Origin of the sequence: Melghiribacillus thermohalophilus, from assembly GCF_004342905.1 — a bacterium.
GTDB lineage: Bacteria > Bacillota > Bacilli > Bacillales > Alkalibacillaceae > Melghiribacillus > Melghiribacillus thermohalophilus.
This window is the reverse complement of the sequence record NZ_SMAN01000001.1, coordinates 149,547-169,144: the sequence shown is the minus strand read 5'-3', so window position 1 is coordinate 169,144 and position 19,598 is coordinate 149,547. Positions and strand designations below refer to the sequence as shown.

Annotated in this window: 20 protein-coding genes; 17 read left to right on the top strand and 3 right to left on the bottom strand. The window is 42.9% G+C overall.

Features of this window, described 5'->3' with window-relative positions; translation table 11 throughout:
• Positions 1 to 14 precede the first annotated feature (14 nt).
• The 5 genes from pknB to spoVM are packed head-to-tail and all read left to right on the top strand — an operon-like array spanning position 15 to position 4,392.
• The gene (gene pknB / locus EDD68_RS00850) at positions 15 to 1,952 is read left to right on the top strand and encodes a Stk1 family PASTA domain-containing Ser/Thr kinase (RefSeq protein ID WP_341540258.1); all 1,938 of its coding nucleotides are present in this window, start codon (positions 15 to 17) and stop codon (positions 1,950 to 1,952) included.
• Between the two features lie 6 nt (positions 1,953 to 1,958).
• Positions 1,959 to 2,846: a ribosome small subunit-dependent GTPase A gene (rsgA, locus tag EDD68_RS00845; RefSeq protein ID WP_132370182.1), complete on the top strand. Its 888-nt coding sequence runs from the start codon at positions 1,959 to 1,961 to the stop codon at positions 2,844 to 2,846.
• On the top strand, positions 2,843 to 3,487 hold the full coding sequence (gene rpe / locus EDD68_RS00840; protein ID WP_132370180.1) for a ribulose-phosphate 3-epimerase: 645 nt from the start codon (positions 2,843 to 2,845) through the stop codon (positions 3,485 to 3,487). The genes rsgA and rpe overlap by 4 nt, the downstream gene beginning before the upstream one ends.
• Before the next feature lie 47 nt (positions 3,488 to 3,534).
• Entirely contained in the window at positions 3,535 to 4,233 is a 699-nt protein-coding gene (locus EDD68_RS00835; RefSeq protein WP_243646716.1) for a thiamine diphosphokinase, read from the top strand.
• A 45-nt stretch (positions 4,234 to 4,278) separates the two neighbouring features.
• Positions 4,279 to 4,392 (top strand): stage V sporulation protein SpoVM, encoded by a 114-nt coding sequence (gene spoVM, locus EDD68_RS00830; RefSeq protein ID WP_243646715.1) that lies wholly within the window; start codon positions 4,279 to 4,281, stop codon positions 4,390 to 4,392.
• Between the two features lie 206 nt (positions 4,393 to 4,598).
• Here spoVM and EDD68_RS15395 read toward each other — a convergent pair whose 3' ends face one another.
• Positions 4,599 to 4,736 carry a hypothetical protein gene (locus tag EDD68_RS15395; RefSeq protein ID WP_207902522.1) on the bottom strand — a complete coding sequence of 46 codons (138 nt, stop codon included), beginning with the start codon at positions 4,734 to 4,736 and terminating at the stop codon, positions 4,599 to 4,601.
• 47 nt (positions 4,737 to 4,783) lie between these two features.
• Complete coding sequence (rpmB, locus tag EDD68_RS00825) at positions 4,784 to 4,972, bottom strand: 50S ribosomal protein L28 (protein ID WP_132370178.1); 189 nt, start codon at positions 4,970 to 4,972, stop codon at positions 4,784 to 4,786.
• A 218-nt stretch (positions 4,973 to 5,190) separates the two neighbouring features.
• Here rpmB and EDD68_RS00820 point away from each other — a divergent pair, with 218 nt between their 5' ends.
• From EDD68_RS00820 to rnc, 11 genes are all read left to right on the top strand, one after another.
• A complete protein-coding gene (locus tag EDD68_RS00820) occupies positions 5,191 to 5,556 on the top strand; it encodes an Asp23/Gls24 family envelope stress response protein (protein ID WP_132370176.1) in 366 nt (121 codons plus the stop codon).
• Between the two features lie 39 nt (positions 5,557 to 5,595).
• Positions 5,596 to 7,269: a DAK2 domain-containing protein gene (locus tag EDD68_RS00815; RefSeq protein ID WP_132370174.1), complete on the top strand. Its 1,674-nt coding sequence runs from the start codon at positions 5,596 to 5,598 to the stop codon at positions 7,267 to 7,269.
• 262 nt (positions 7,270 to 7,531) lie between these two features.
• Positions 7,532 to 8,194 carry an L-serine ammonia-lyase, iron-sulfur-dependent subunit beta gene (gene sdaAB / locus EDD68_RS00810; protein ID WP_132370172.1) on the top strand — a complete coding sequence of 221 codons (663 nt, stop codon included), beginning with the start codon at positions 7,532 to 7,534 and terminating at the stop codon, positions 8,192 to 8,194.
• A 24-nt stretch (positions 8,195 to 8,218) separates the two neighbouring features.
• Positions 8,219 to 9,103 (top strand): L-serine ammonia-lyase, iron-sulfur-dependent, subunit alpha, encoded by an 885-nt coding sequence (gene sdaAA / locus EDD68_RS00805; protein WP_132370170.1) that lies wholly within the window; start codon positions 8,219 to 8,221, stop codon positions 9,101 to 9,103.
• 6 nt (positions 9,104 to 9,109) lie between these two features.
• Complete coding sequence (gene recG, locus EDD68_RS00800) at positions 9,110 to 11,143, top strand: ATP-dependent DNA helicase RecG (RefSeq protein WP_132370168.1); 2,034 nt, start codon at positions 9,110 to 9,112, stop codon at positions 11,141 to 11,143.
• Positions 11,144 to 11,215: 72 nt separating this feature from the next.
• Entirely contained in the window at positions 11,216 to 11,794 is a 579-nt protein-coding gene (fapR, locus tag EDD68_RS00795) for a transcription factor FapR (protein WP_132370166.1), read from the top strand.
• Positions 11,794 to 12,792 (top strand): phosphate acyltransferase PlsX, encoded by a 999-nt coding sequence (gene plsX / locus EDD68_RS00790; protein WP_132370647.1) that lies wholly within the window; start codon positions 11,794 to 11,796, stop codon positions 12,790 to 12,792. The genes fapR and plsX overlap by 1 nt, the downstream gene beginning before the upstream one ends.
• A 1-nt stretch (position 12,793) precedes the next feature.
• Positions 12,794 to 13,729: an ACP S-malonyltransferase gene (gene fabD / locus EDD68_RS00785; protein WP_132370164.1), complete on the top strand. Its 936-nt coding sequence runs from the start codon at positions 12,794 to 12,796 to the stop codon at positions 13,727 to 13,729.
• Between the two features lie 8 nt (positions 13,730 to 13,737).
• The gene (gene fabG / locus EDD68_RS00780; RefSeq protein WP_132370162.1) at positions 13,738 to 14,478 is read left to right on the top strand and encodes a 3-oxoacyl-[acyl-carrier-protein] reductase; all 741 of its coding nucleotides are present in this window, start codon (positions 13,738 to 13,740) and stop codon (positions 14,476 to 14,478) included.
• 75 nt (positions 14,479 to 14,553) lie between these two features.
• On the top strand, positions 14,554 to 14,787 hold the full coding sequence (gene acpP, locus EDD68_RS00775; RefSeq protein ID WP_132370160.1) for an acyl carrier protein: 234 nt from the start codon (positions 14,554 to 14,556) through the stop codon (positions 14,785 to 14,787).
• A 63-nt stretch (positions 14,788 to 14,850) separates the two neighbouring features.
• The gene (gene rnc / locus EDD68_RS00770; RefSeq protein ID WP_424399138.1) at positions 14,851 to 15,558 is read left to right on the top strand and encodes a ribonuclease III; all 708 of its coding nucleotides are present in this window, start codon (positions 14,851 to 14,853) and stop codon (positions 15,556 to 15,558) included.
• Between the two features lie 119 nt (positions 15,559 to 15,677).
• Here rnc and EDD68_RS00765 read toward each other — a convergent pair whose 3' ends face one another.
• A complete protein-coding gene (locus tag EDD68_RS00765) occupies positions 15,678 to 15,899 on the bottom strand; it encodes a DUF1128 domain-containing protein (RefSeq protein ID WP_132370156.1) in 222 nt (73 codons plus the stop codon).
• A 118-nt stretch (positions 15,900 to 16,017) separates the two neighbouring features.
• Here EDD68_RS00765 and smc point away from each other — a divergent pair, with 118 nt between their 5' ends.
• Entirely contained in the window at positions 16,018 to 19,593 is a 3,576-nt protein-coding gene (smc, locus tag EDD68_RS00760; RefSeq protein ID WP_132370154.1) for a chromosome segregation protein SMC, read from the top strand.
• Positions 19,594 to 19,598: the final 5 nt, after the last annotated feature.

Sequence of the window (19,598 nt, the reverse complement as noted above, 5' to 3'; positions counted from 1 at the left end):
TGAGGGGCCATTTGTTGAATGACCGATATCGCATCATTGACACCATCGGCGGTGGGGGAATGGCTAATGTGTATCTGGCCAGGGACACAATTCTTCAACGGGATGTTGCCATCAAAGTTTTACGGATGGAATATGCCAATGACGATGAATTTATCGAGCGTTTCCGTCGAGAAGCGCAATCAACGATCAGCTTGTCCCATCCGAATATCGTCAATATTTATGATGTAGGAGAAGAAGGCGATATCTATTACCTCGTCATGGAATATGTGAAGGGGATGACGTTGAAACAATATATTCAAAAACATGCACCATTACCTGTTGAACAGGCTGTTGATTTCATGCAGCAAATCATCGCTGCCATTCGACATGCCCATGAAAATGGAATCGTTCATCGTGATATAAAACCCCAGAATATTCTCGTGAATGATCATGGAACCATAAAGGTGACAGACTTTGGAATCGCTATGGCCCTTACCGGTACGACGCTGACCCAGACGAATTCTGTATTAGGTTCTGTTCATTATCTCTCGCCTGAGCAGGCCAGGGGGGGTATGGCGACAAAAAAATCGGACATTTATTCCCTTGGGATTGTCCTTTTTGAAATGCTTTCGGGCAGGCTACCGTTTTCTGGTGAATCAGCGGTGTCCATTGCCTTAAAGCATCTTCAGAGTAATACGCCGTCAGTCAAACGCTGGAATCCCGATGTACCGCAGAGTTTAGAAAACGTAGTGCTGAAAGCAACAGCCAAAGACCCTTTTCATCGTTATGAGGATATTCAAGAAATGGAAGAGGATCTGAACACCGCATTACTGCCAGAAAGGCTTTATGAAAAGCGGTTTGAGGTTCCGGAAATCGATGGAGAAGAAACCAAAGCCATCCCTGTAATCACGAATGATACATTCAAGGGGTTGAAGGATGACGATACAATCGTAGTAGATAAAAACCGTACAGAGCCGAGAAATAACAATCAAAAAAGGCGTAAAAAATGGCCCGTAATCATCGGTTCGATCATCGCTTTTTTAATTGTAGCAGGTATTGCTGCTTTGTTCCTCATACCAAAGATGCTTATTCCTGAAGAAGTGGAAGTCGCAGATGTCGCCGGTTTGCCATATGAAGAAGCTTACGAAAAATTAAGTGATTTAAATTTAAATGTTGAACGGGAAACACAATATTCCGATACGGTAGCGGAAGGGTATGTGATCAAAACTGATCCGGACGCAGGCTCGGTTGTAAGGGAAGGGTCCACCGTATCTGTTTTCACAAGCCTCGGCAAAGAAAAAAAAGCTTTTGACAACTACGAAGGAAAGCCGTTTGATCAGGTGAAACAGCTGCTTGAGGAGGAATTAAACTATAAAGATGTCGTTGCGATCGATCGAGCATCAGATGAACCAGAAGGTCAAATCATTGATCACTACCAGCCGATGCCCGGGGATGAAGTCATACCCGAAGAAACAACAGTGATTTTTGTCGTGAGTACTGGGCCACCAAAGGTTGTTTTGAGATCCCTGAAAGGCAGTACGGAAGAAGAAGCCAGGGCTTATATCATGGAAAATGATTTGTCGTTAAATATCGAAAGAGAATATTCCGATGAAATTCCAGAAGGACATGTGATCAGACAGGATCCAGAACCATATACAGAAGTAGAAAAACAAACGGACATTACGATTTATATATCCGATGGTCCTGAGCCGAAACCTCCGGTCACCAGAGAGGTTACATTTACGGTGGATATTGACGAAGAAGGAGAAGAACCAAAGGATCATGAAGTGAACATTTATGTGGAAGATATAAATCATGATTTTACAGAATTATACAGAAGTGACACCATACGTCAGGACAAAGAATATACCATTGAGTTGACGATTCCACCTGATTCATCTGGTAGATATAAAGTCGTACTGAATGATGAAGTTATTATCGATCGTCAAGTCCCATATGAAGAAGGTGAATAACATTCAATGACGAAAGGGAAAATCATAAAAGCGCTTAGCGGGTTTTACTATGTCCAGGTAGCTGACCGGGTAATTGAATGCCGGGGAAGGGGACTATTCCGAAAAAAAAATATCACTCCGCTGGTTGGAGATCGGGTAGACATAGAACTTCAGGATGACGGTTCCGGTTATTTGACAAAAATTGAGAAAAGGGACAATGAACTCATTCGGCCACCAATTGCTAATGTACAGCAGGCTTTTATCGTTACTTCTGCAGTTGATCCAGTATTCAATGCCCAGCTTCTGGACCGGTTTTTGGTGCTTGTGGAAGCTGAACAGATTGAGCCTGTCCTCATCATTACAAAAATGGATCTGATTGATGAAAATGAAAAACATGAAATCGAACGTTTCCGGAGAACTTATCATCAAATTGGTTACCCGGTTCTCCTTGTATCTGCAAAGGGGAAAGAGGGTATTGATGATATTATTCCATATATGAAAGGCAAAACAACGGTCATGGCCGGACAATCCGGTGTAGGCAAATCAACTTTACTTAACGAGCTGAAACCTGGATTAAACTTAGAAACCAAAGGGATTTCAAAGAGTCTCGGCCGCGGGAAACACACAACGAGACATGTGGAACTGTTGGAAATGCACGGGGGGCTAATAGCGGACACCCCTGGATTTAGTTCTCTGGAGTTTGAAAACATAGACGCAGATGAACTTCAGCACTTTTTCCCGGAAATGAGGGACAAACATTCACAATGTAAATTCAGAGGATGTCGTCATCATCAGGAACCGAAATGTGCCGTGAAGGAAGCTGTTGAGAAGGAGGAAATCGCTTCTTTCCGGTACCAGCATTATCTTCAATTTCTACAAGAAATCCAAAACAGAAAGCCGAGGTATGAGCGATGACTAAAATTGCACCTTCTATATTATCTGCTGATTTTGCCAATCTGGAAAAAGAAATTAAAGATGTGGAACAGGCGGGAGCGGATTATATTCATGTTGACGTCATGGACGGGCATTTTGTTCCTAATATTACTATTGGGCCTTTGATTGTTGATGCGATTCGTCCGGTGACCGATTTGCCGCTGGATGTTCACCTCATGATCGACAACCCTGATCTTTATATCGAAGCTTTCGCAAAAGCAGGAGCTGATTTTATGACCGTTCATCAGGAAGCCTGCCCTCATCTGCACCGAACGATCCAGAATATAAAAAGTCAGGGGGTTAAAGCCGGGGTTGTGATCAATCCCGCGACACCTGCTGATATGATTCGGCCGGTGTTACAGGATGTTGATATGGTTTTGCTTATGACGGTTAATCCTGGATTTGGTGGCCAAACATTTATTCAATCTGTATTGCCAAAAATTAAACAGGTAGCAGAATGGAGAGAACAACAGCAATTATCATTCGAAATTGAAGTTGACGGCGGCGTAAATCAAGAGACTGCCTCACTTTGTGTAGAGGCAGGAGCAGATGTTCTGGTGGCGGGAAGTGCAATCTTTAATCAGCCTGACCGCAAAAAAGCCATCCGGGATCTTTTCAATTAAATCTGATGATATTACCCTTGCACGATTCGACGGGCAGGGGTTCGTTTATGATCAATCATGAACAGTTATCCTTATTCGAGGAAAGACAGGTGATGTATATGCCACGAATAGGAATTGTAGGGGGTGGACCTGTTTCTGAAGTCCCTGACCTTCATCCATATCATGGAGAAAAGATGATCTGGATTGGGGCTGACAGGGGAAACCTGACTTTAATCAATCAAGGAATCATTCCTGATTATGCTGTGGGAGATTTTGACTCCATCAGTGAAAAAGATATGAAAAAGATATCAGACCATGTGGAAAACATCGATAAAGTACCACGAGAAAAAGATAAGACAGACTTAGAACTAGCCATTGATCGAGCTTTATCTTTAGGAACAGATTCTGTTTATTTATTTGGGGTCACAGGTGGAAGGCTTGATCATGAAATCATCAATATTCAACTATTGTACCAGCTGCATTCATCAGGTGCTGAAGGTGCGGTGATTAATAAAGGAAACTGGCTGGAATTAAAAACCCCGGGTAAATATACGATTCATCATGACTTCAATTATCCTTATATTTCATTTGTTCCCCTTAGTTTGAATGTCAGGGGTCTTACATTAGATGGTTTTTACTACCCCTTAACAAATAAAACCGTACCTTTTGGCTCATCTTTATGTATTTCTAATCAGTTGATCAAAAAAATTGGTACTTTTTCATTCACTGACGGCATATTATTACTTATAAAGAGCCGTGATGTTTAATTTGAGGTATGTCCTTCACCATCCTGTTCAAGAGGTGGTGTTGCAGTGATTTTTGTCGGATTAGAGGAGGGGGAACAGATGAAATTTTATACCATTAAACTCCCAAAATTTATTGGAGGCATTGTGAAAGTGATTATTGCAACCTTTAAAAAAGATTAATCTGCTAATCGTGTGGAGAAGGCTCTGCACGATTATGTTCCATGGCGGACGGATGATGAGCTTCAGTTTTTAAAACCAGATCGTATGCCCAATCTCTTAGTTTATGTGATACATGGGAATGTTGTTAGGAACGTTTTTATCCTTTTATACATTTATTTATTTTGTTTCCACACCGGACTTACACAAACGATTGACTGGCACACCAGTTAATAAGATGGCAGGGGGTAACTGACCTGATCTGCTTTGTTCACCATGCTCAAGTCGTCCAATCTTCTTCTGTGCCAGTATGAACGGATTTTGACATGGTAAAAAAGGCTGACCAGGTTGGTCAGCCTTTTGTGCATGTTATCAGCTCCCTGTTTTCGGGACGAGCAGGGAGCATTTTTACAGATTAAACACGTTCTACTTTTCCGGATTTTAAAGCACGGGCAGAAACATATACACGTTTCGGTTTACCATCTACCATAATGCGAACCTTTTGTACATTCGCTTTCCATTTACGTTTATTGGCATTCATGGCATGTGAACGTTTATTTCCTGTACGTGTTTTACGGCCAGTTACTACACATTTGCGAGCCATTGAATATCCCTCCTACTTACATCCATGATAGCTTTAAATACTTATTTAACTTATCATATCTAAAAAAATATTGCAATTACGTTTATCAAGAAAATCATCTTGACAGATAAAAAAATATCGTACATTGTATAAGGGGGCTATACTCCGGCAGGTTTTCTTTTAAAATGTCTGGGAATATAGTAAAATAACTGTAGTTTATCCAGTTAAGGAGGATGAGTATGTCCATTGATTTGCAAAATGAGTATGGTCATGTGACGATTTCAAATGATGTCATTGCAACCATTGCCGGAGGTGCAGCGGTTGAATGCTATGGTATCGTAGGAATGGCATCCCAGAAGCAGATCCGGGATGGAATAGCTGAAATTTTGCGCCGGGAAAACTTTTCAAAAGGTGTTCTCGTCCGTCAGGAAGATGACCAGCTGCACATTGATATGTACGTCATTGTCAGTTACGGAACGAAAATTTCTGAAGTGGCACATAATGTACAAAATCAGGTTAAATATACATTAAATAAAACCCTCGGTTTATCTATAGAATCTGTCAATATTTTTATTCAGGGAGTTCGGGTAACCGGGGAAGCATAATGGATTTTTTTTGTCGGTTGAATGAAGGAGGAAATAGGTGTGACGATTCAGACATTAGAGGGTACGACATTCGCACAAATGATTCTCTCTGGGGCTCATCATTTAAAAAATCATGCAAAAATGATTGATGCCCTGAATGTTTTTCCAGTACCCGACGGAGATACTGGAACGAATATGAACCTAACCATGACTTCAGGAGCAAATGAAGTAAAAAAGGGGGAGCACGACCATGTAGGACGAGTTTCTCAATCTCTTTCCAAAGGACTGCTGATGGGAGCACGTGGAAACTCAGGGGTCATCCTTTCCCAGTTGTTTCGGGGATTCGGGAAATATGTTAAAGATCTTGATTCCCTGTCCCTTGAAGATTTCGCCCATGCTCTTGAAGCTGGAGTAGATACAGCCTACAAGGCTGTCATGAAGCCCGTGGAAGGTACGATTTTAACCGTAGCCAAAGATGCTGCGGGCGCTGCAAGTGATGCAGCTCAAACAGCTTCTGATTTTATTGAATTAATGGAAAAAGTGCTTGCTGAGGCAAAGGCATCTTTGGAGCGGACCCCTGATCTTCTTCCGGTATTAAAGGAAGTTGGAGTAGTCGACAGCGGAGGGCAGGGCCTGGTCATTATTTATGAAGGCTTTTTATCTGCCCTAAAAGGGGAAGAGCTTCCTGAAGAGGCTGCAGCACAGGTAACCATCGGGGATATGATCAATGCTGAACACCATAAAATGCATCAGGATTTTATGGATACAGAAGATATAGAGTTTGGATATTGTACCGAGTTTATGGTTCAATTTGAAGAGGATAAGGTTGCTGAACATCCATTCAATGAGCAAACATTTCGGGAAGACTTAAGTCAGTTCGGCGACTCTCTTCTTGTTGTGGCTGATGATGAACTTGTAAAAGTTCACATCCATGCGGAATATCCTGGAGAAGTACTAACCTATGCTCAGCGCTACGGCAGCCTGATCAATATGAAAATTGAAAATATGCGAAAACAGCATACGGAAATTGTTGGCAGTCCCAAGAAAGAGCGTACGGTTAAGAAAAAGGAAAAAACAGAGTACGGAATTGTAACCGTTGCCATGGGTGATGGAATTAAAACGTTATTTAAAAGTCTGGGAGCTACCGTCGTCATTGAAGGCGGTCAGACGATGAACCCGAGCACACAGGATATTTCTGAAGCAATTCAGCAAGCCAACGCCAAAAAAGTCATTGTGTTGCCCAATAATAAAAACATTGTCATGGCTGCTGAACAGGCCGCAGGGCTCGCAGAAGCAGAAGTTGTTGTCGTATCAACAAAAACCATACCTCAGGGATTGAGTGCACTGCTTGCATTCCACCCCGATCAAACGATTGAAGAAAACCGGTCAGCCATGGAAGCGGCTGCCGGCAGAGTAAAGACCGGCCAGGTTACATATGCGGTCCGTGATACCCAATTTGAAGGCATGACGATTAAAAAAGGCAATTTTATGGGAATTGCCGACGGCCAGATTAAAGCTACCCACCAGGATCTGACCGAAGCAGCCAGACAATTGCTGGCTGAGATGATTGATGATGAAGAGGATGAAATCGTCACCATCCTAAAAGGAGACGATACAACAGAAGAACAGGTGGACGAGTTGGTCCAGTTTCTTGAGGATGAGTTTGAAGATCTGGAAATTGAAGTTCATCAGGGCAATCAGCCAATCTATTCTTTTATCTTTTCTGTTGAATGATAGGCCTGTCAGGAAAAAAATATGGTTTAAACATATGCTGCTGCACCCCCGTATACAGGACGGCTTCTATATCTGGGGGTGCAATTTTTTTGTAAACATAAGCATGTCTAAGCATATTTGTCTTTGACCAGAGATCAAATTTATAAATGAAAATGATTCCCTTTATGGATATATGAATGGCTGGTATTTTTGTTATAATGGAATAGGTTTAAATATGTGTTTAAATCCAGAGTGATATGGTTGGGAAAAGGATGGTGAGCTTATGAAATATCGATCCGTATTTGATATTATTGGTCCAATCATGATCGGGCCGTCCAGTTCCCATACAGCTGGGGCTGCGCGGATCGGACGGATGACCAGAAAATTATTTGGCCGGGAACCCGAGTGGGCTGATATTTATTTGTATGGTTCTTTTGCCAAAACATATAAAGGACATGGTACCGACGTAGCTATTGTTGGCGGCATATTGGATTTTGATACCTTTGATGAGCGTATCAGTCAATCCCTTGAAATCGCTAAGAAGAATAACATTAACATTCGATTTATAGAAGAGGATGCCCTTACCGACCATCCCAATACAGCCAGAATCCGTATGGGGGATAAAGATGGAGAGATTGAACTTGTCGGGATCTCCATTGGCGGCGGAAAAGCGGAAATAACCGAGTTAAATGGTTTTGATCTGAAACTAACCGGGCATCATCCGGCAATCCTGGTGATGCACAATGACAAACATGGTGCAATAGCTGCTGTAACCAACATATTGGCCAGACATGAAATCAATATCGGGCATATGGAAGTTTCCCGGAAAGAACAGGGGAAAGAAGCTTTGATGGTGATTGAAACCGATCAGAATATCCCTGATGAACTCTTACATCAACTGGAGCAAACAGAAAATATAGTTCAGGTCGTTAAAATTTCTGTATAGCGTGACCGGAGGAGGAGGATTGTTTTGTTCCGAAACGTAAGTGAATTAGTAGAATTGGCTGAAACTCAGAATATATCGATTTCCGAAGTAATGATTCGTCAGGAAATAGAGGTTGCGGAAAAAACTCGGGAAGAAATCATGGATCAGATGGATCGCAACCTGCAAGTAATGGAAAAATCCGTTGAAGAAGGATTGAAAGGTGTTCGTTCCAGATCCGGATTAACCGGTGGCGATGCTGTGTTAATTCAGAACTATATGCAGGATAAAGAACCTCTTTCAGGACACTTGTTACTGGATGCGGTGAGTAAGGCGGTGGCAACAAATGAAGTTAATGCAGCGATGGGCACCATTTGTGCCACTCCAACAGCGGGAAGTGCAGGAGTCGTTCCTGGGACGTTGTTTGCAGTGAAAAACCGGCTGAATCCTACCCGGGAACAAATGATCCGCTATTTGTTTACTGCAGGAGCCTTCGGGCAGGTCGTGGCCAATAATGCTTTTATTTCTGGAGCAGCTGGAGGATGTCAGGCTGAAGTAGGTTCGGCTGCTGGTATGGCGGCAGCTGCCATTGTAGAAATGGCCGGGGGAACACCCTCCCAGTCTGCAGAAGCAATGGCCATCACACTGAAAAACATGCTCGGTTTAGTGTGTGACCCTGTAGCTGGTCTGGTCGAAGTACCCTGTGTCAAACGGAATGCAATGGGGGCAGCCAATGCCATAGTTGCTGCTGATCTGGCACTTGCCGGTGTCAAAAGCCGCATTCCGTGTGATGAAGTAATTGGGGCTATGTACAGAATCGGTCAGTCGATGCCAACAGCACTAAAAGAAACAGCTCAAGGCGGTCTGGCAGCTACCACAACTGGCCGTGAGCTGGAAGCCAAAATTTTTGGGATTGATTTAAAGAAAGAGTGAGTGCCATTGCTAAAGACTTTGCCAGTTTCTCAGGTAAAAGGGATCGGCAGCAAACTGGAGAAAGCATTAAATGAACTCAACATTTTTACTGTGGAGGACCTATTGTTTTATTTTCCGTCCCGATATGATTTCCGTGAAATAAAACCCCTTAAAGATATACAGCATAATGAAACCGCTACCATTGAAGGGAAGGTTGCTTCGGAGCCTTCCCTGACCTTTTATGGCCGAAAAAAATCACGACTGGTGGTCATGTTAAGGGTGGAAGAAGTCGTAGTAAAGGCCGTTTTTTTTAACCGGCACTTTTTAAAAAATCAGCTGAGGCTCAATGATATCCTGACAGTAACAGGGAAGTGGGACACTCACCGTCTGCAATTGACGGTCAGTCATTACCAGAAGGGCAGGGCAGTGAGGCAGAGTTCCATTCAGGGGGTCTATTCTCTGAAAGGGGATTTGACCCAGCGTACGGTTAAAACCATTATCCATAATGCCCTTACTGCATATGGGAAAAATATAGAAGAAATTTTACCCGAACATGTTCTGGAAACATATAAGCTCCCAGATCGGAAAGATGCCATCAGGCATATTCATTTCCCCGAAAACCGTCTGGAGCTTAAACATGCCCGCAGACGATTCATTTATGAAGAGCTTTTACTGTTTCAGCTGCAAATGCAGTTGATCCGGAAAAAGAAACGGGAAGCAGGAGAAGGCAATGACAAAAAAATCAATACGTCAAAAGTGAAGTCTTTTATCGGCGGACTTCCCTTTTCATTAACGGATGCCCAGAAACGTTCGGTGGAAGAAATCCTGGATGATTTGCGCTCTTCCCACCGGATGAATCGGCTTCTTCAGGGAGATGTTGGATCAGGCAAAACGGCCGTGGCAGCCATTGCTCTGTATGCAGCCATTTCTGCTGGCAAACAGGGTGCCCTGATGGTTCCGACGGAAATTTTGGCTGAGCAACATTATGAATCCCTGAATGAATGGTTTGATGAATATGCTAAGGTTGTTATGTTAACCGGATCTGCCAGAACGAAGGAGCGGAAAAAAGTTTTAGATATGATTAAGAATCACGAGGCTGATATTGTTGTGGGTACCCATGCATTAATTCAAGATCCGGTTCAGTTTTCGGATCTCGGTCTTGTCATTGTCGATGAACAGCACCGTTTTGGCGTGGAACAGCGCCGGGCTTTAAGGGAAAAAGGATTGAATCCTGATGTATTGTTTATGACTGCAACTCCAATACCGAGAACCCTTGCGATTACTGCATTTGCGGACATGGACGTCTCAGTGATCGATGAGATGCCCGAAGGACGCAAACCGGTAAAAACATACTGGGTAAAGGATCATATGCTTGATCGGGTGCTTAAGTTTATCTGGGAAGAAATACAAAAAGGGCATCAGGCATATGTGATTAGTCCCCTCATCGAAGAATCTGAAAAATTGGATATCCAAAACGCTGTAGACCTGTATCATCAGTTGCAGGAATATTTTCCCGAAGATGTGAAAATCGGTTTGATGCACGGACGTTTAAGTGCCGAAGAGAAGGAAAAGGTCATGAAAGCGTTTGCTGGTAATGAGATTCAAATCCTTGTTTCTACAACCGTTGTAGAAGTTGGTGTCAATGTACCGAATGCTACGGTCATGCTGATTTATGATGCGGAAAGATTTGGACTTGCCCAGCTTCATCAGCTTAGAGGGCGGGTTGGCCGTGGGGATGCCCAGAGCTATTGTATTTTACTTGCTGATCCAAAAGGGGAAACAGGAAAAGAACGGATGCGAATCATGACCGAAACGAACAATGGATTTGAACTTTCAGAGCATGATTTGAAGCTCAGGGGTCCTGGAGATTTCTTTGGAAAAAAACAAAGCGGGTTGCCTGAATTTAAGGTGGCTGATCTGATTCAGGATTATAAAGCCCTGGAAGTGGCGCGAAAGGATGCCCGGCACATGATCCGTACAGGGGTCCTGTTTCATGACCCGGATTATCAATCATTACTCAAACTTATAGAAGAAAAGTTAAGCGAACAAATTTATGATTAATCATTGAAAATACATTTCCGGTATTATATATTACTATTAGTACCTAGTCATAAGATTTGGACGGTGTAGAATATGAAACGGACCAAACAGGAACGTCAACAAAAACTTCAGGAAACCATCGAAGAAACACCATTTATAACAGATGAAGAACTGGCCAGGAAGTTTGGTGTCAGCATCCAGACGATTCGCCTGGACCGTATGGAGCTTTCCATACCTGAATTACGTGAACGCATCAAATCAATGGCTAAAAACAACTGGCAAGAGACTGTAAGAGCATTGCCCATTGATGAAGTAATCGGTGAAATTATAGATCTGGAACTGGATCAGCGGGCTATTTCCATTCTCGATATCGGGAGGGAACATGTCTTTTCCAGAAATAAAATCGCCAGGGGACACCATCTGTTTGCCCAGGCTAATTCTCTGGCAGTAGCTGTCATCGATGATGAATTGGCGCTGACAGCCAAATCGGAAATTCGCTTTAAACGCCAGGTGAAAGAAGGAGAACGAGTTGTGGCTAAAGCAACCGTAAAAGGGAATGATGATAAAGGACGAACCATTGTCGAAGTCAACAGCTTTGTAGAACATGAACGGGTATTTACCGGAAGATTTGAAATGTATCGTTCAAATGACCAAAAGGAGATGCACAAATGATGAGAATTGCAATCGATGCAATGGGAGGAGATCGTGCACCAGAATCGGTTGTAAAAGGTGCCATCCAGGCCGTTCAGGAAATGGACAATCTGGAAATCACCCTGATTGGGGATGAAAAACAGATTGCCCCCCATCTCACCCATCATGAACGCATTCATATCATACATACAGATGAGGTCATAACAAATGAAGATGAGCCGGTGAGGGCAGTCAGACGAAAAAAAAATGCCTCACTCGTACTAATGGCCCAGGAAGTAAAAGAAAAACGGGCAGATGCCTGTATTTCAGCCGGTAACACCGGTGCACTGATGAGTGCTGGATTATTTATTGTGGGGCGAATAAAAGGCATTGATCGCCCAGCATTAAGCCCAACAATCCCCACAGTTGATGGAAAAGGCTTTTTGCTTCTGGATGTAGGAGCCAATGTAGATGCCAAACCTCAGCACCTTCTTCAGTATGGGATAATGGGGTCGATTTATTCGGAAAAAGTCCGGGGGGTGACTGGACCCAAAGTAGGTTTGCTGAATGTGGGTACGGAGGAAAAAAAAGGAAATGAACTGTCCAAAAAAGCATTTGAACTGCTGCAAAATGCTCCTATTCATTTCATCGGCAATGTAGAAGCCCGGGATTTATTAGAAGGAAAAGCAGATGTAGTCATCTGTGACGGGTTTTCAGGAAATATTGCCTTAAAGACAATTGAAGGTACAGCCCTATCGATGTTTTCCATGTTAAAAGATACATTTATGAAAAACTGGAAGACAAAATTGGCTGCCGGTTTGATTAAAACGGATTTAAAAGACTTAAAAAAACAGCTGGATTATGCCGAATATGGTGGAGCCGGACTGTTCGGACTGGCTGCACCGGTTATTAAGGCACACGGTTCTTCCAATGATCGGGCGATCTTCAATGCTATTCAGCAGGCCTGCCGGATTGTGGATCAGCAGGTCGTATCGGTTATCGAAGAAACAGTCAAAACGCTGCAGACAGAGGAGGAATAATATGAAAAGGGTTGCGTTTGTCTATCCCGGACAGGGTTCCCAGGATGTCGGCATGGGGAAAGCTTTTTATGACAATAATCAGGATGTCAGAAAATTCGTTGACGAGGCAGAAGATATACTTCGTGTTCCGATCAAAACGTTCATGTTTGAGGGACCGCAGGATCAACTGACGAAAACAGAACACGCTCAGCCTGCATTGCTGTTAACCAGTGCAGCCATTACCAGGGTTTTACAACATGAAGGGGTTAAGCCCACAATGGCTGCAGGTCATAGCCTGGGGGAGTACAGTGCCCTTGTTTGTGCGGGAGCCCTTGAGCCAGCTGTTGCTCTCCGTCTGGTTCAAACGAGAGGTCAGTTGATGGAAGAAGCTTATCCTTCAGGAAAGGGAGCTATGGCTGCTGTACTCGGTTTAGATGATGGAACAATTGAAAAGGTAGCCGCCGAAGTATCTGAGAAGGGTGAAACCGTAGATGTGGCCAATTTCAACTGTCCAGGCCAGATCGTGATTTCCGGAACAAAAGCAGGTGTAGAAGAAGCATCCAGAAGGTTGAAGGAATCCGGAGCCAAGAGGGTAATCCCGTTAAATGTCAGCGGACCGTTCCATTCAAGATTGATGGAGCCAGCCAGTGAAAAATTCGCCGTACACTTACGTGAAGCGGTTATCAACAGGGCGGAAATTCCGGTTTATGCGAACGTAACTGCACAGCCGGTTGAAACACCGGATGAGATTTACGATTTACTTGTCAAACAAATCTATTCGCCTGTCCGCTTTTCCGAATCCATTGAACATATGATGGATGAGGTTGATGCATTTGTGGAGGTTGGAAACGGAAAAGTGCTGTCAGGCTTGATCAGAAAGATGAATCGGAGAAAGAAAACATTCGCTGTTCAGGATCCAGAATCCTTACAGGAATTTTTAGAATGGTATAAGGGGTGATTGAAAAGATGCTAAAAGGAAAAGCTGCGCTTGTAACTGGTGCTTCCAGAGGTATAGGCCGTGCAATTGCACTTGAACTCGCAAAGGCCGGTGCAAAAGTAGCTGTCAATTATGCGGGAAGTGAAAAGAAGGCACAGGAAGTGGTTGATCAAATCAGACAGTCTGGAGGAGAAGCCTTTAAAATTCAGGCTAATGTTGCTTCAAGCGATGAAGTAACAGGAATGGTGAAAGAAGTTGTTAAACAATTCGGAAGTCTGGACATACTTGTGAATAACGCGGGGATTACCAGGGATAATTTGCTCATGCGCATGAAAGAGGAAGAATTTGACCAGGTCATTGATACCAATCTAAAAGGGGTTTTTCTCTGTACAAAAGCCGTTACCCGTCAGATGATGAGGCAAAAATCAGGAAGAATTATTAATATTGCCAGCATTGTTGGGGTTGCCGGCAATCCTGGTCAGGCCAATTACGTAGCTGCAAAAGCCGGTGTAATCGGTTTAACGAAAACAACTGCCAGAGAGCTTGCCTCGAGAAATATCCTCGTAAATGCTGTAGCACCTGGTTTTATTACAACAGATATGACAGATCAATTGCCTGAAGAAGCAAAAGAAGAAATGCTTGCTCAAATTCCATTGAACCGTTTAGGTAAACCCGAAGATGTCTCAAGTGTTGTCCGTTTCCTCGCTTCTGATGATGCTGGTTACATGACTGGCCAGACGCTTCATGTAGATGGCGGCATGGTCATGTAATGATAAATTTTTTCTTCTTGAACTAGTTTTTTCTTATAAAATTTTCTATAATGACTGAAGGGAGGTGAACCACAGATGGCAGACGTTTTCGATCGTGTAAAAAACATCATTGTTGATCGTTTGGATGTGGATGAATCCAAAGTGACGATGGAAGCTTCCTTCAAGGATGATCTTGAAGCAGATTCCCTTGATGTGGTTGAATTAGTAATGGAACTTGAAGATGAGTTCGACATGGAAATTTCCGATGAAGAAGCGGAAAAAATTGAAACTGTAGGCGATGCTGTCGAATACATAAACAGCCGTCTATAAGGATAAATACGGAAAGTCTCGCCTGCCGGCGGGACTTTCTCCCTATTCAAATCTAAAGAACAGGTGGCATGTCGTGTGAGTTTTGAAACACTCCAAAAACAAATTGGTATAACTTTTCAGAATCCACAGCTTCTGAAGCAGGCTTTTACCCATTCATCTTATGTGAATGAGCATCGAAACCAACATTTTGAGGATAATGAACGTCTGGAATTTTTGGGGGATGCCGTATTAGAATTGGCCATTTCCCAGTACTTGTTTCGTATTTATCCCGATATGAACGAAGGAGACTTGACCAAACTGCGGGCTTCAATTGTCTGCGAGACCTCACTGGTCAATTTCGCCACCAGTCTTGATTTCGGTGATCTGGTTCTCCTCGGCAAAGGGGAAGAAATGACAGGGGGTCGCAACCGGCCTTCTCTGTTAGCAGATGTGTTTGAAGCCTTTATCGGTGCCCTGTATTTGGACCAGGGATTTGATGCAACCCTATCGTTTTTGGAAAAATTTATTTTCCCCAACATCAAACAAGGTGCTTTTTCGCATGCGATGGATTACAAAAGTCTACTTCAGGAAGTGGTCCAGCAGGACAAAAACGGGCAGGTCACTTATAAAATCGTTGAAGAAAAAGGACCTGCTCATGACCGGGAATTTGTGGCCCATGTTTATATTCAGGATAAATTATATGGGGCTGGAAACGGCAAAACGAAAAAGGAAGCAGAGCAAATGGCGGCAAAAATGGCACTGGACAAACTGAACAAGGACCAAACGGATTAAACAACCAGAACCCTTGCTACGTGTAGCAAGGGTTCCTTATTCCGTAGTGGGAATACTTTGCTGTGAGACAAATGCAGGATTGACGAGATTCGTCGGTGTCCTTCTAGATCTGATTGAGCTTATTTTCGAAATTTGCTCAGTTCATCAATGATGGCATGAATTTCTGAGACACTGATTGTTGGCTTGCTGTGAATCATTTCATATATGTTTTTTATGTCTTGATAAGCCTGAATGTCAAAATCCTCAGGCTTTAATAATGAACGGTTAATAATCTGAAGTTTATCGGCCATCTTTTCAATCATAAAGGCGAGATTTTTTTCCGTTGCTTCTTGTAAATCCATATAACCAGCTCCTTTGTGTTCACGGGTTTCTTCTTTACTTGTATTCTTTATGATAAAATATATAAGTTCAAAAGAAAACCTTTTCTATTTTAAAACCGGATTATAGGAGGAAAAAAACATGTTCCTCAAACGTTTAGACACAGTAGGATTCAAATCATTTGCAGAACGAATTTCGGTAGAATTTGTGCCAGGTGTGACAGCCGTTGTTGGTCCAAATGGATCCGGAAAAAGTAATATTACAGATGCCATCCGCTGGGTGCTGGGTGAACAGTCAGCCAAATCACTGCGGGGAGCGAAGATGGAAGATATCATTTTTGCCGGAAGTGACTCCAGAAAACCTCTAAATTTTGCAGAGGTAACCCTGACTCTTGACAATGAGGATCAGGCTTTGCCCCTGGATTATCAAGAAGTCAGTGTGACCAGAAGGGTATATCGTTCAGGGGAAAGTGAATTCTACATCAATAAACAGCCTTGCCGTTTGAAAGATATTGTAGATTTATTTTTAGACTCCGGGCTGGGAAAAGAGGCTTTTTCGATTATCAGCCAGGGGAAAGTCGAAGAAATTCTGAGCTCAAAGGCTGAAGAACGCCGTACCATATTTGAAGAAGCAGCCGGGGTTTTAAAATATAAACAGCGTAAAAAAAAGGCGGAATACAAACTGGCAGAAACCCAGGAAAATTTAAACCGGGTAGAGGATATTATTTATGAAATTGAAGGCCAGCTGGAGCCTCTGAAAGAGCAGGCAGCGGTCGCAAAAGACTATATCGAGAAGAAAGAAGAGCTCGAAAAACATGAAGTTTCATTGTTTGTGGCCGAAATTGAAAAGCTCAATGAACAGTGGGAACACCTGACACAGGAAGTGGAGAAAAAGAAAGAGCTCGCCATACATAAACAAACCGAAATCCAGCAGGATGAAGCCAAAATCGAACAGGAAAAAATGGATCTTAGAACCCTTGATGAATCCATTGATGAACTGCAGCAGATGATGCTCACCCTGACTCAGGAGCTTGAACAGCTGGAAGGCCAAAAACAGCTAATTTCTGAACGCCTCAAGCATTTTGCGGAAAACAAAGATAAACTTTTAGCTGAAGAAAAACGGCTTGAGGAGAAGATTTCAGATACCAGGACACAGATGAAAAAGGACACGGACACCTTGCTCGAATATAAGAAAACCCTTGACAGTACCAGGGGAGAAATCACTAAGTTAACCAAAGAACTGGAAGGATCGGTTCATAATATTGAAGAGGAAATCGAAGAATTAAAAGGTGAATACATTGAACTGCTCAATGAGCAGGCTGCCAAACGGAACGAAAATCAGAGCATTGAAAAACAGCTGAATCAGATTCAACAAAAAGAAAATCGCCTGACCGAACGGTTCAAAGAGTTATTAAAACAACGGGAAACGGTTGAACAGGGAAAAGAGAAACTGGAAGAACAAAAAGCGACAATGAACCGGCAAATCGAAAATAATGAGGCTGAGCTTCAAGAAGAAAAACAGGATCTCAACGAACGTAAGGAAAAGCTGGAACAGGAAGAACAGAAATTGTACAAGGGATATCAATACGTGCAAAAACTGCGTTCGAGAAAAGAAACCCTCGAAGAAATGAAAGAAGAATTTGCTGGATTTTTTCAGGGTGTAAAAGAAGTCCTAAAAGCGAGAGATAAAAAGCTGCTTCAGGGTATTTATGGAGCAGTAGCTGAAGTTCTCGACATCCCTGATCAATATCTCCTCTCAATTGAAACCGCATTAGGCAGCCAGGCACAGCATATCATTACGGAAGATGAACCTTCTGCCAGAAAAGCCATACAGTGGCTAAAACAAAATAATCGGGGAAGGGCTACGTTTTTGCCATTAACAACCATTCAGCCCAAAACGATTCCGGCCCAGCTTTTGCAAAAGGTTAAAGAGCATCCTGGATTTTTAGGTATTGCCAGTGATGTGATTGGGTATGACTCCGCATTTGACAAGGCCATCCGTTCCTTATTAGGAAATACGGTACTGGCGACGGGATTGAAAGAAGCAAACCAGCTGGCCTCTATGATGAATAGGCGATATCGGATTGTGACCCTTGACGGCGATGTGGTGAATCCAGGCGGTTCGATGACCGGCGGAGCGAAAAAACAGACCAATCACTCCATTTTTTCAAGGGAAAAAGAATTGGAGCAACTTAATCAGAAACTTGTGGATTATGAAGAAAAGATTACGGGTTTTGAACAGCACATACAGGAGGAAAAACTTCAAATCAAGAGTAAGGAGCAATACATTGAACAAAAGCAAAAGCAACTGGATCAGCTATATCAGGAAAGTCACCAGATTCAGAGCTCCATCAGGGAAATTGAAATAAAATCTTCCAATCTCAATGATCACCTTTCCCTGTATGATCAGGAAAAATCCCAGTACAACAGGGAAAAAGAAGGGCTGGAGCAATCCAGAACAAAAAACGAACTCCGTCTGAAACAGTTAGATGAACAGGCGAAAAAACTTTCGGACAAAATTGAACAGCTCACAAGCCAGCAGTCATCACAACAATCAAACCGGGAAAAATTGCAAGAGTCATTACAGAGCCTCAAGGTCCTCGCCGCTGAACAGGAAGGAAATGTGAGACATCAGAAGGAAAAAGTAGACAGCCTGAAGAATCAGCTGAGTGAATTAGAACGACAATTAAATATTGTCCAGGAAGAACAGCAACAGCTCCATTCCATCAAAAATGATGAAGGGTCTACAGAGAGTATTCAAAAGCAAGTTATTGAAAAAAGAAACCAGAAAGAACAACATGCACGGTTAATCCACCTCCGAAAAGAAGAGCGAAAGAAACGAGGAGTCAAAATCACCGACATGGAACGGGAGCTGAAGGAGCGAAACCGCCAGTTTCAGATCCTTTCCAGCGAAATCCAAAAACAGGAAGTACAGGCAAACCGCCTCGACGTAGAACTTGAAAATCGGTTAAACTATTTGCGGGACGAGTATATGTTAAGCTATGAAAAAGCAAAAAACGATTACGGAAAAGCGAGCAATATTGAAGAAACGAAACAAACAGTGAAACTGATCCGTAAAGCGATTGATGAACTGGGGACTGTGAACCTGGGAGCAATCGAAGAATATGAGCGGATTCATGAACGTCATGAATTTTTAAAAGAACAGCAGACCGATTTAATTGATGCGAAAAATACATTATTTGCGGTTATAAAAGAAATGGATGAAGAAATGGTCCGCCGATTTGAACATACATTTTTCCAGATTAAAGAAGAGTTTACAAAGGTTTTTCGGGAACTGTTTGGCGGAGGTAGGGCAGATCTCGTCTTGACAGACCCTGATGATTTACTGGATACCGGGGTAGAAATTAAAGCCCAGCCTCCGGGAAAAAAGCTTCAGCACCTCGGTTTATTGTCCGGCGGAGAACGGGCTCTGACTGCCATTGCTTTATTGTTTGCCATTTTACAGGTCAGACCAGTGCCATTCTGTGTGCTTGATGAAGTGGAAGCTGCACTGGATGAAGCGAATGTCAATCGTTTTGCGCGTTACTTGAAACGGTTTAGTGAAAAAACCCAGTTTATCGTGATCACTCACCGAAAAGGCACGATGGAAGAGGCTGATGTACTTTACGGTGTCACGATGCAGGAATCGGGAGTTTCAAGACTCGTTTCTGTACGTCTGGAAGAGACTGAAAAAATGCTGCAATCACAGAAAGGATGACAGAC

Excerpts from the sequence above, each read along its gene's own strand:
- EDD68_RS00820 (WP_132370176.1), top strand. The coding sequence starts at position 5,191 with ATGTCCATTGATTTGCAAAATGAGTATGGTCATGTGACGATTTCAAAT.
- fapR (WP_132370166.1), top strand. The coding sequence starts at position 11,216 with ATGAAACGGACCAAACAGGAACGTCAACAAAAACTTCAGGAAACCATC.
- plsX (WP_132370647.1), top strand. The coding sequence starts at position 11,794 with ATGAGAATTGCAATCGATGCAATGGGAGGAGATCGTGCACCAGAATCG.
- rpmB (WP_132370178.1), bottom strand. The coding sequence starts at position 4,972 with ATGGCTCGCAAATGTGTAGTAACTGGCCGTAAAACACGTACAGGAAAT.
- rsgA (WP_132370182.1), top strand. The coding sequence starts at position 1,959 with ATGACGAAAGGGAAAATCATAAAAGCGCTTAGCGGGTTTTACTATGTC.
- fabD (WP_132370164.1), top strand. The coding sequence starts at position 12,794 with ATGAAAAGGGTTGCGTTTGTCTATCCCGGACAGGGTTCCCAGGATGTC.
- rpe (WP_132370180.1), top strand. The coding sequence starts at position 2,843 with ATGACTAAAATTGCACCTTCTATATTATCTGCTGATTTTGCCAATCTG.
- acpP (WP_132370160.1), top strand. The coding sequence starts at position 14,554 with ATGGCAGACGTTTTCGATCGTGTAAAAAACATCATTGTTGATCGTTTG.
- EDD68_RS00765 (WP_132370156.1), bottom strand. The coding sequence starts at position 15,899 with ATGGATTTACAAGAAGCAACGGAAAAAAATCTCGCCTTTATGATTGAA.
- EDD68_RS15395 (WP_207902522.1), bottom strand. The coding sequence starts at position 4,736 with ATGCACAAAAGGCTGACCAACCTGGTCAGCCTTTTTTACCATGTCAAA.
- EDD68_RS00835 (WP_243646716.1), top strand. The coding sequence starts at position 3,535 with ATGATCAATCATGAACAGTTATCCTTATTCGAGGAAAGACAGGTGATG.
- fabG (WP_132370162.1), top strand. The coding sequence starts at position 13,738 with ATGCTAAAAGGAAAAGCTGCGCTTGTAACTGGTGCTTCCAGAGGTATA.
- smc (WP_132370154.1), top strand. The coding sequence starts at position 16,018 with ATGTTCCTCAAACGTTTAGACACAGTAGGATTCAAATCATTTGCAGAA.
- sdaAB (WP_132370172.1), top strand. The coding sequence starts at position 7,532 with ATGAAATATCGATCCGTATTTGATATTATTGGTCCAATCATGATCGGG.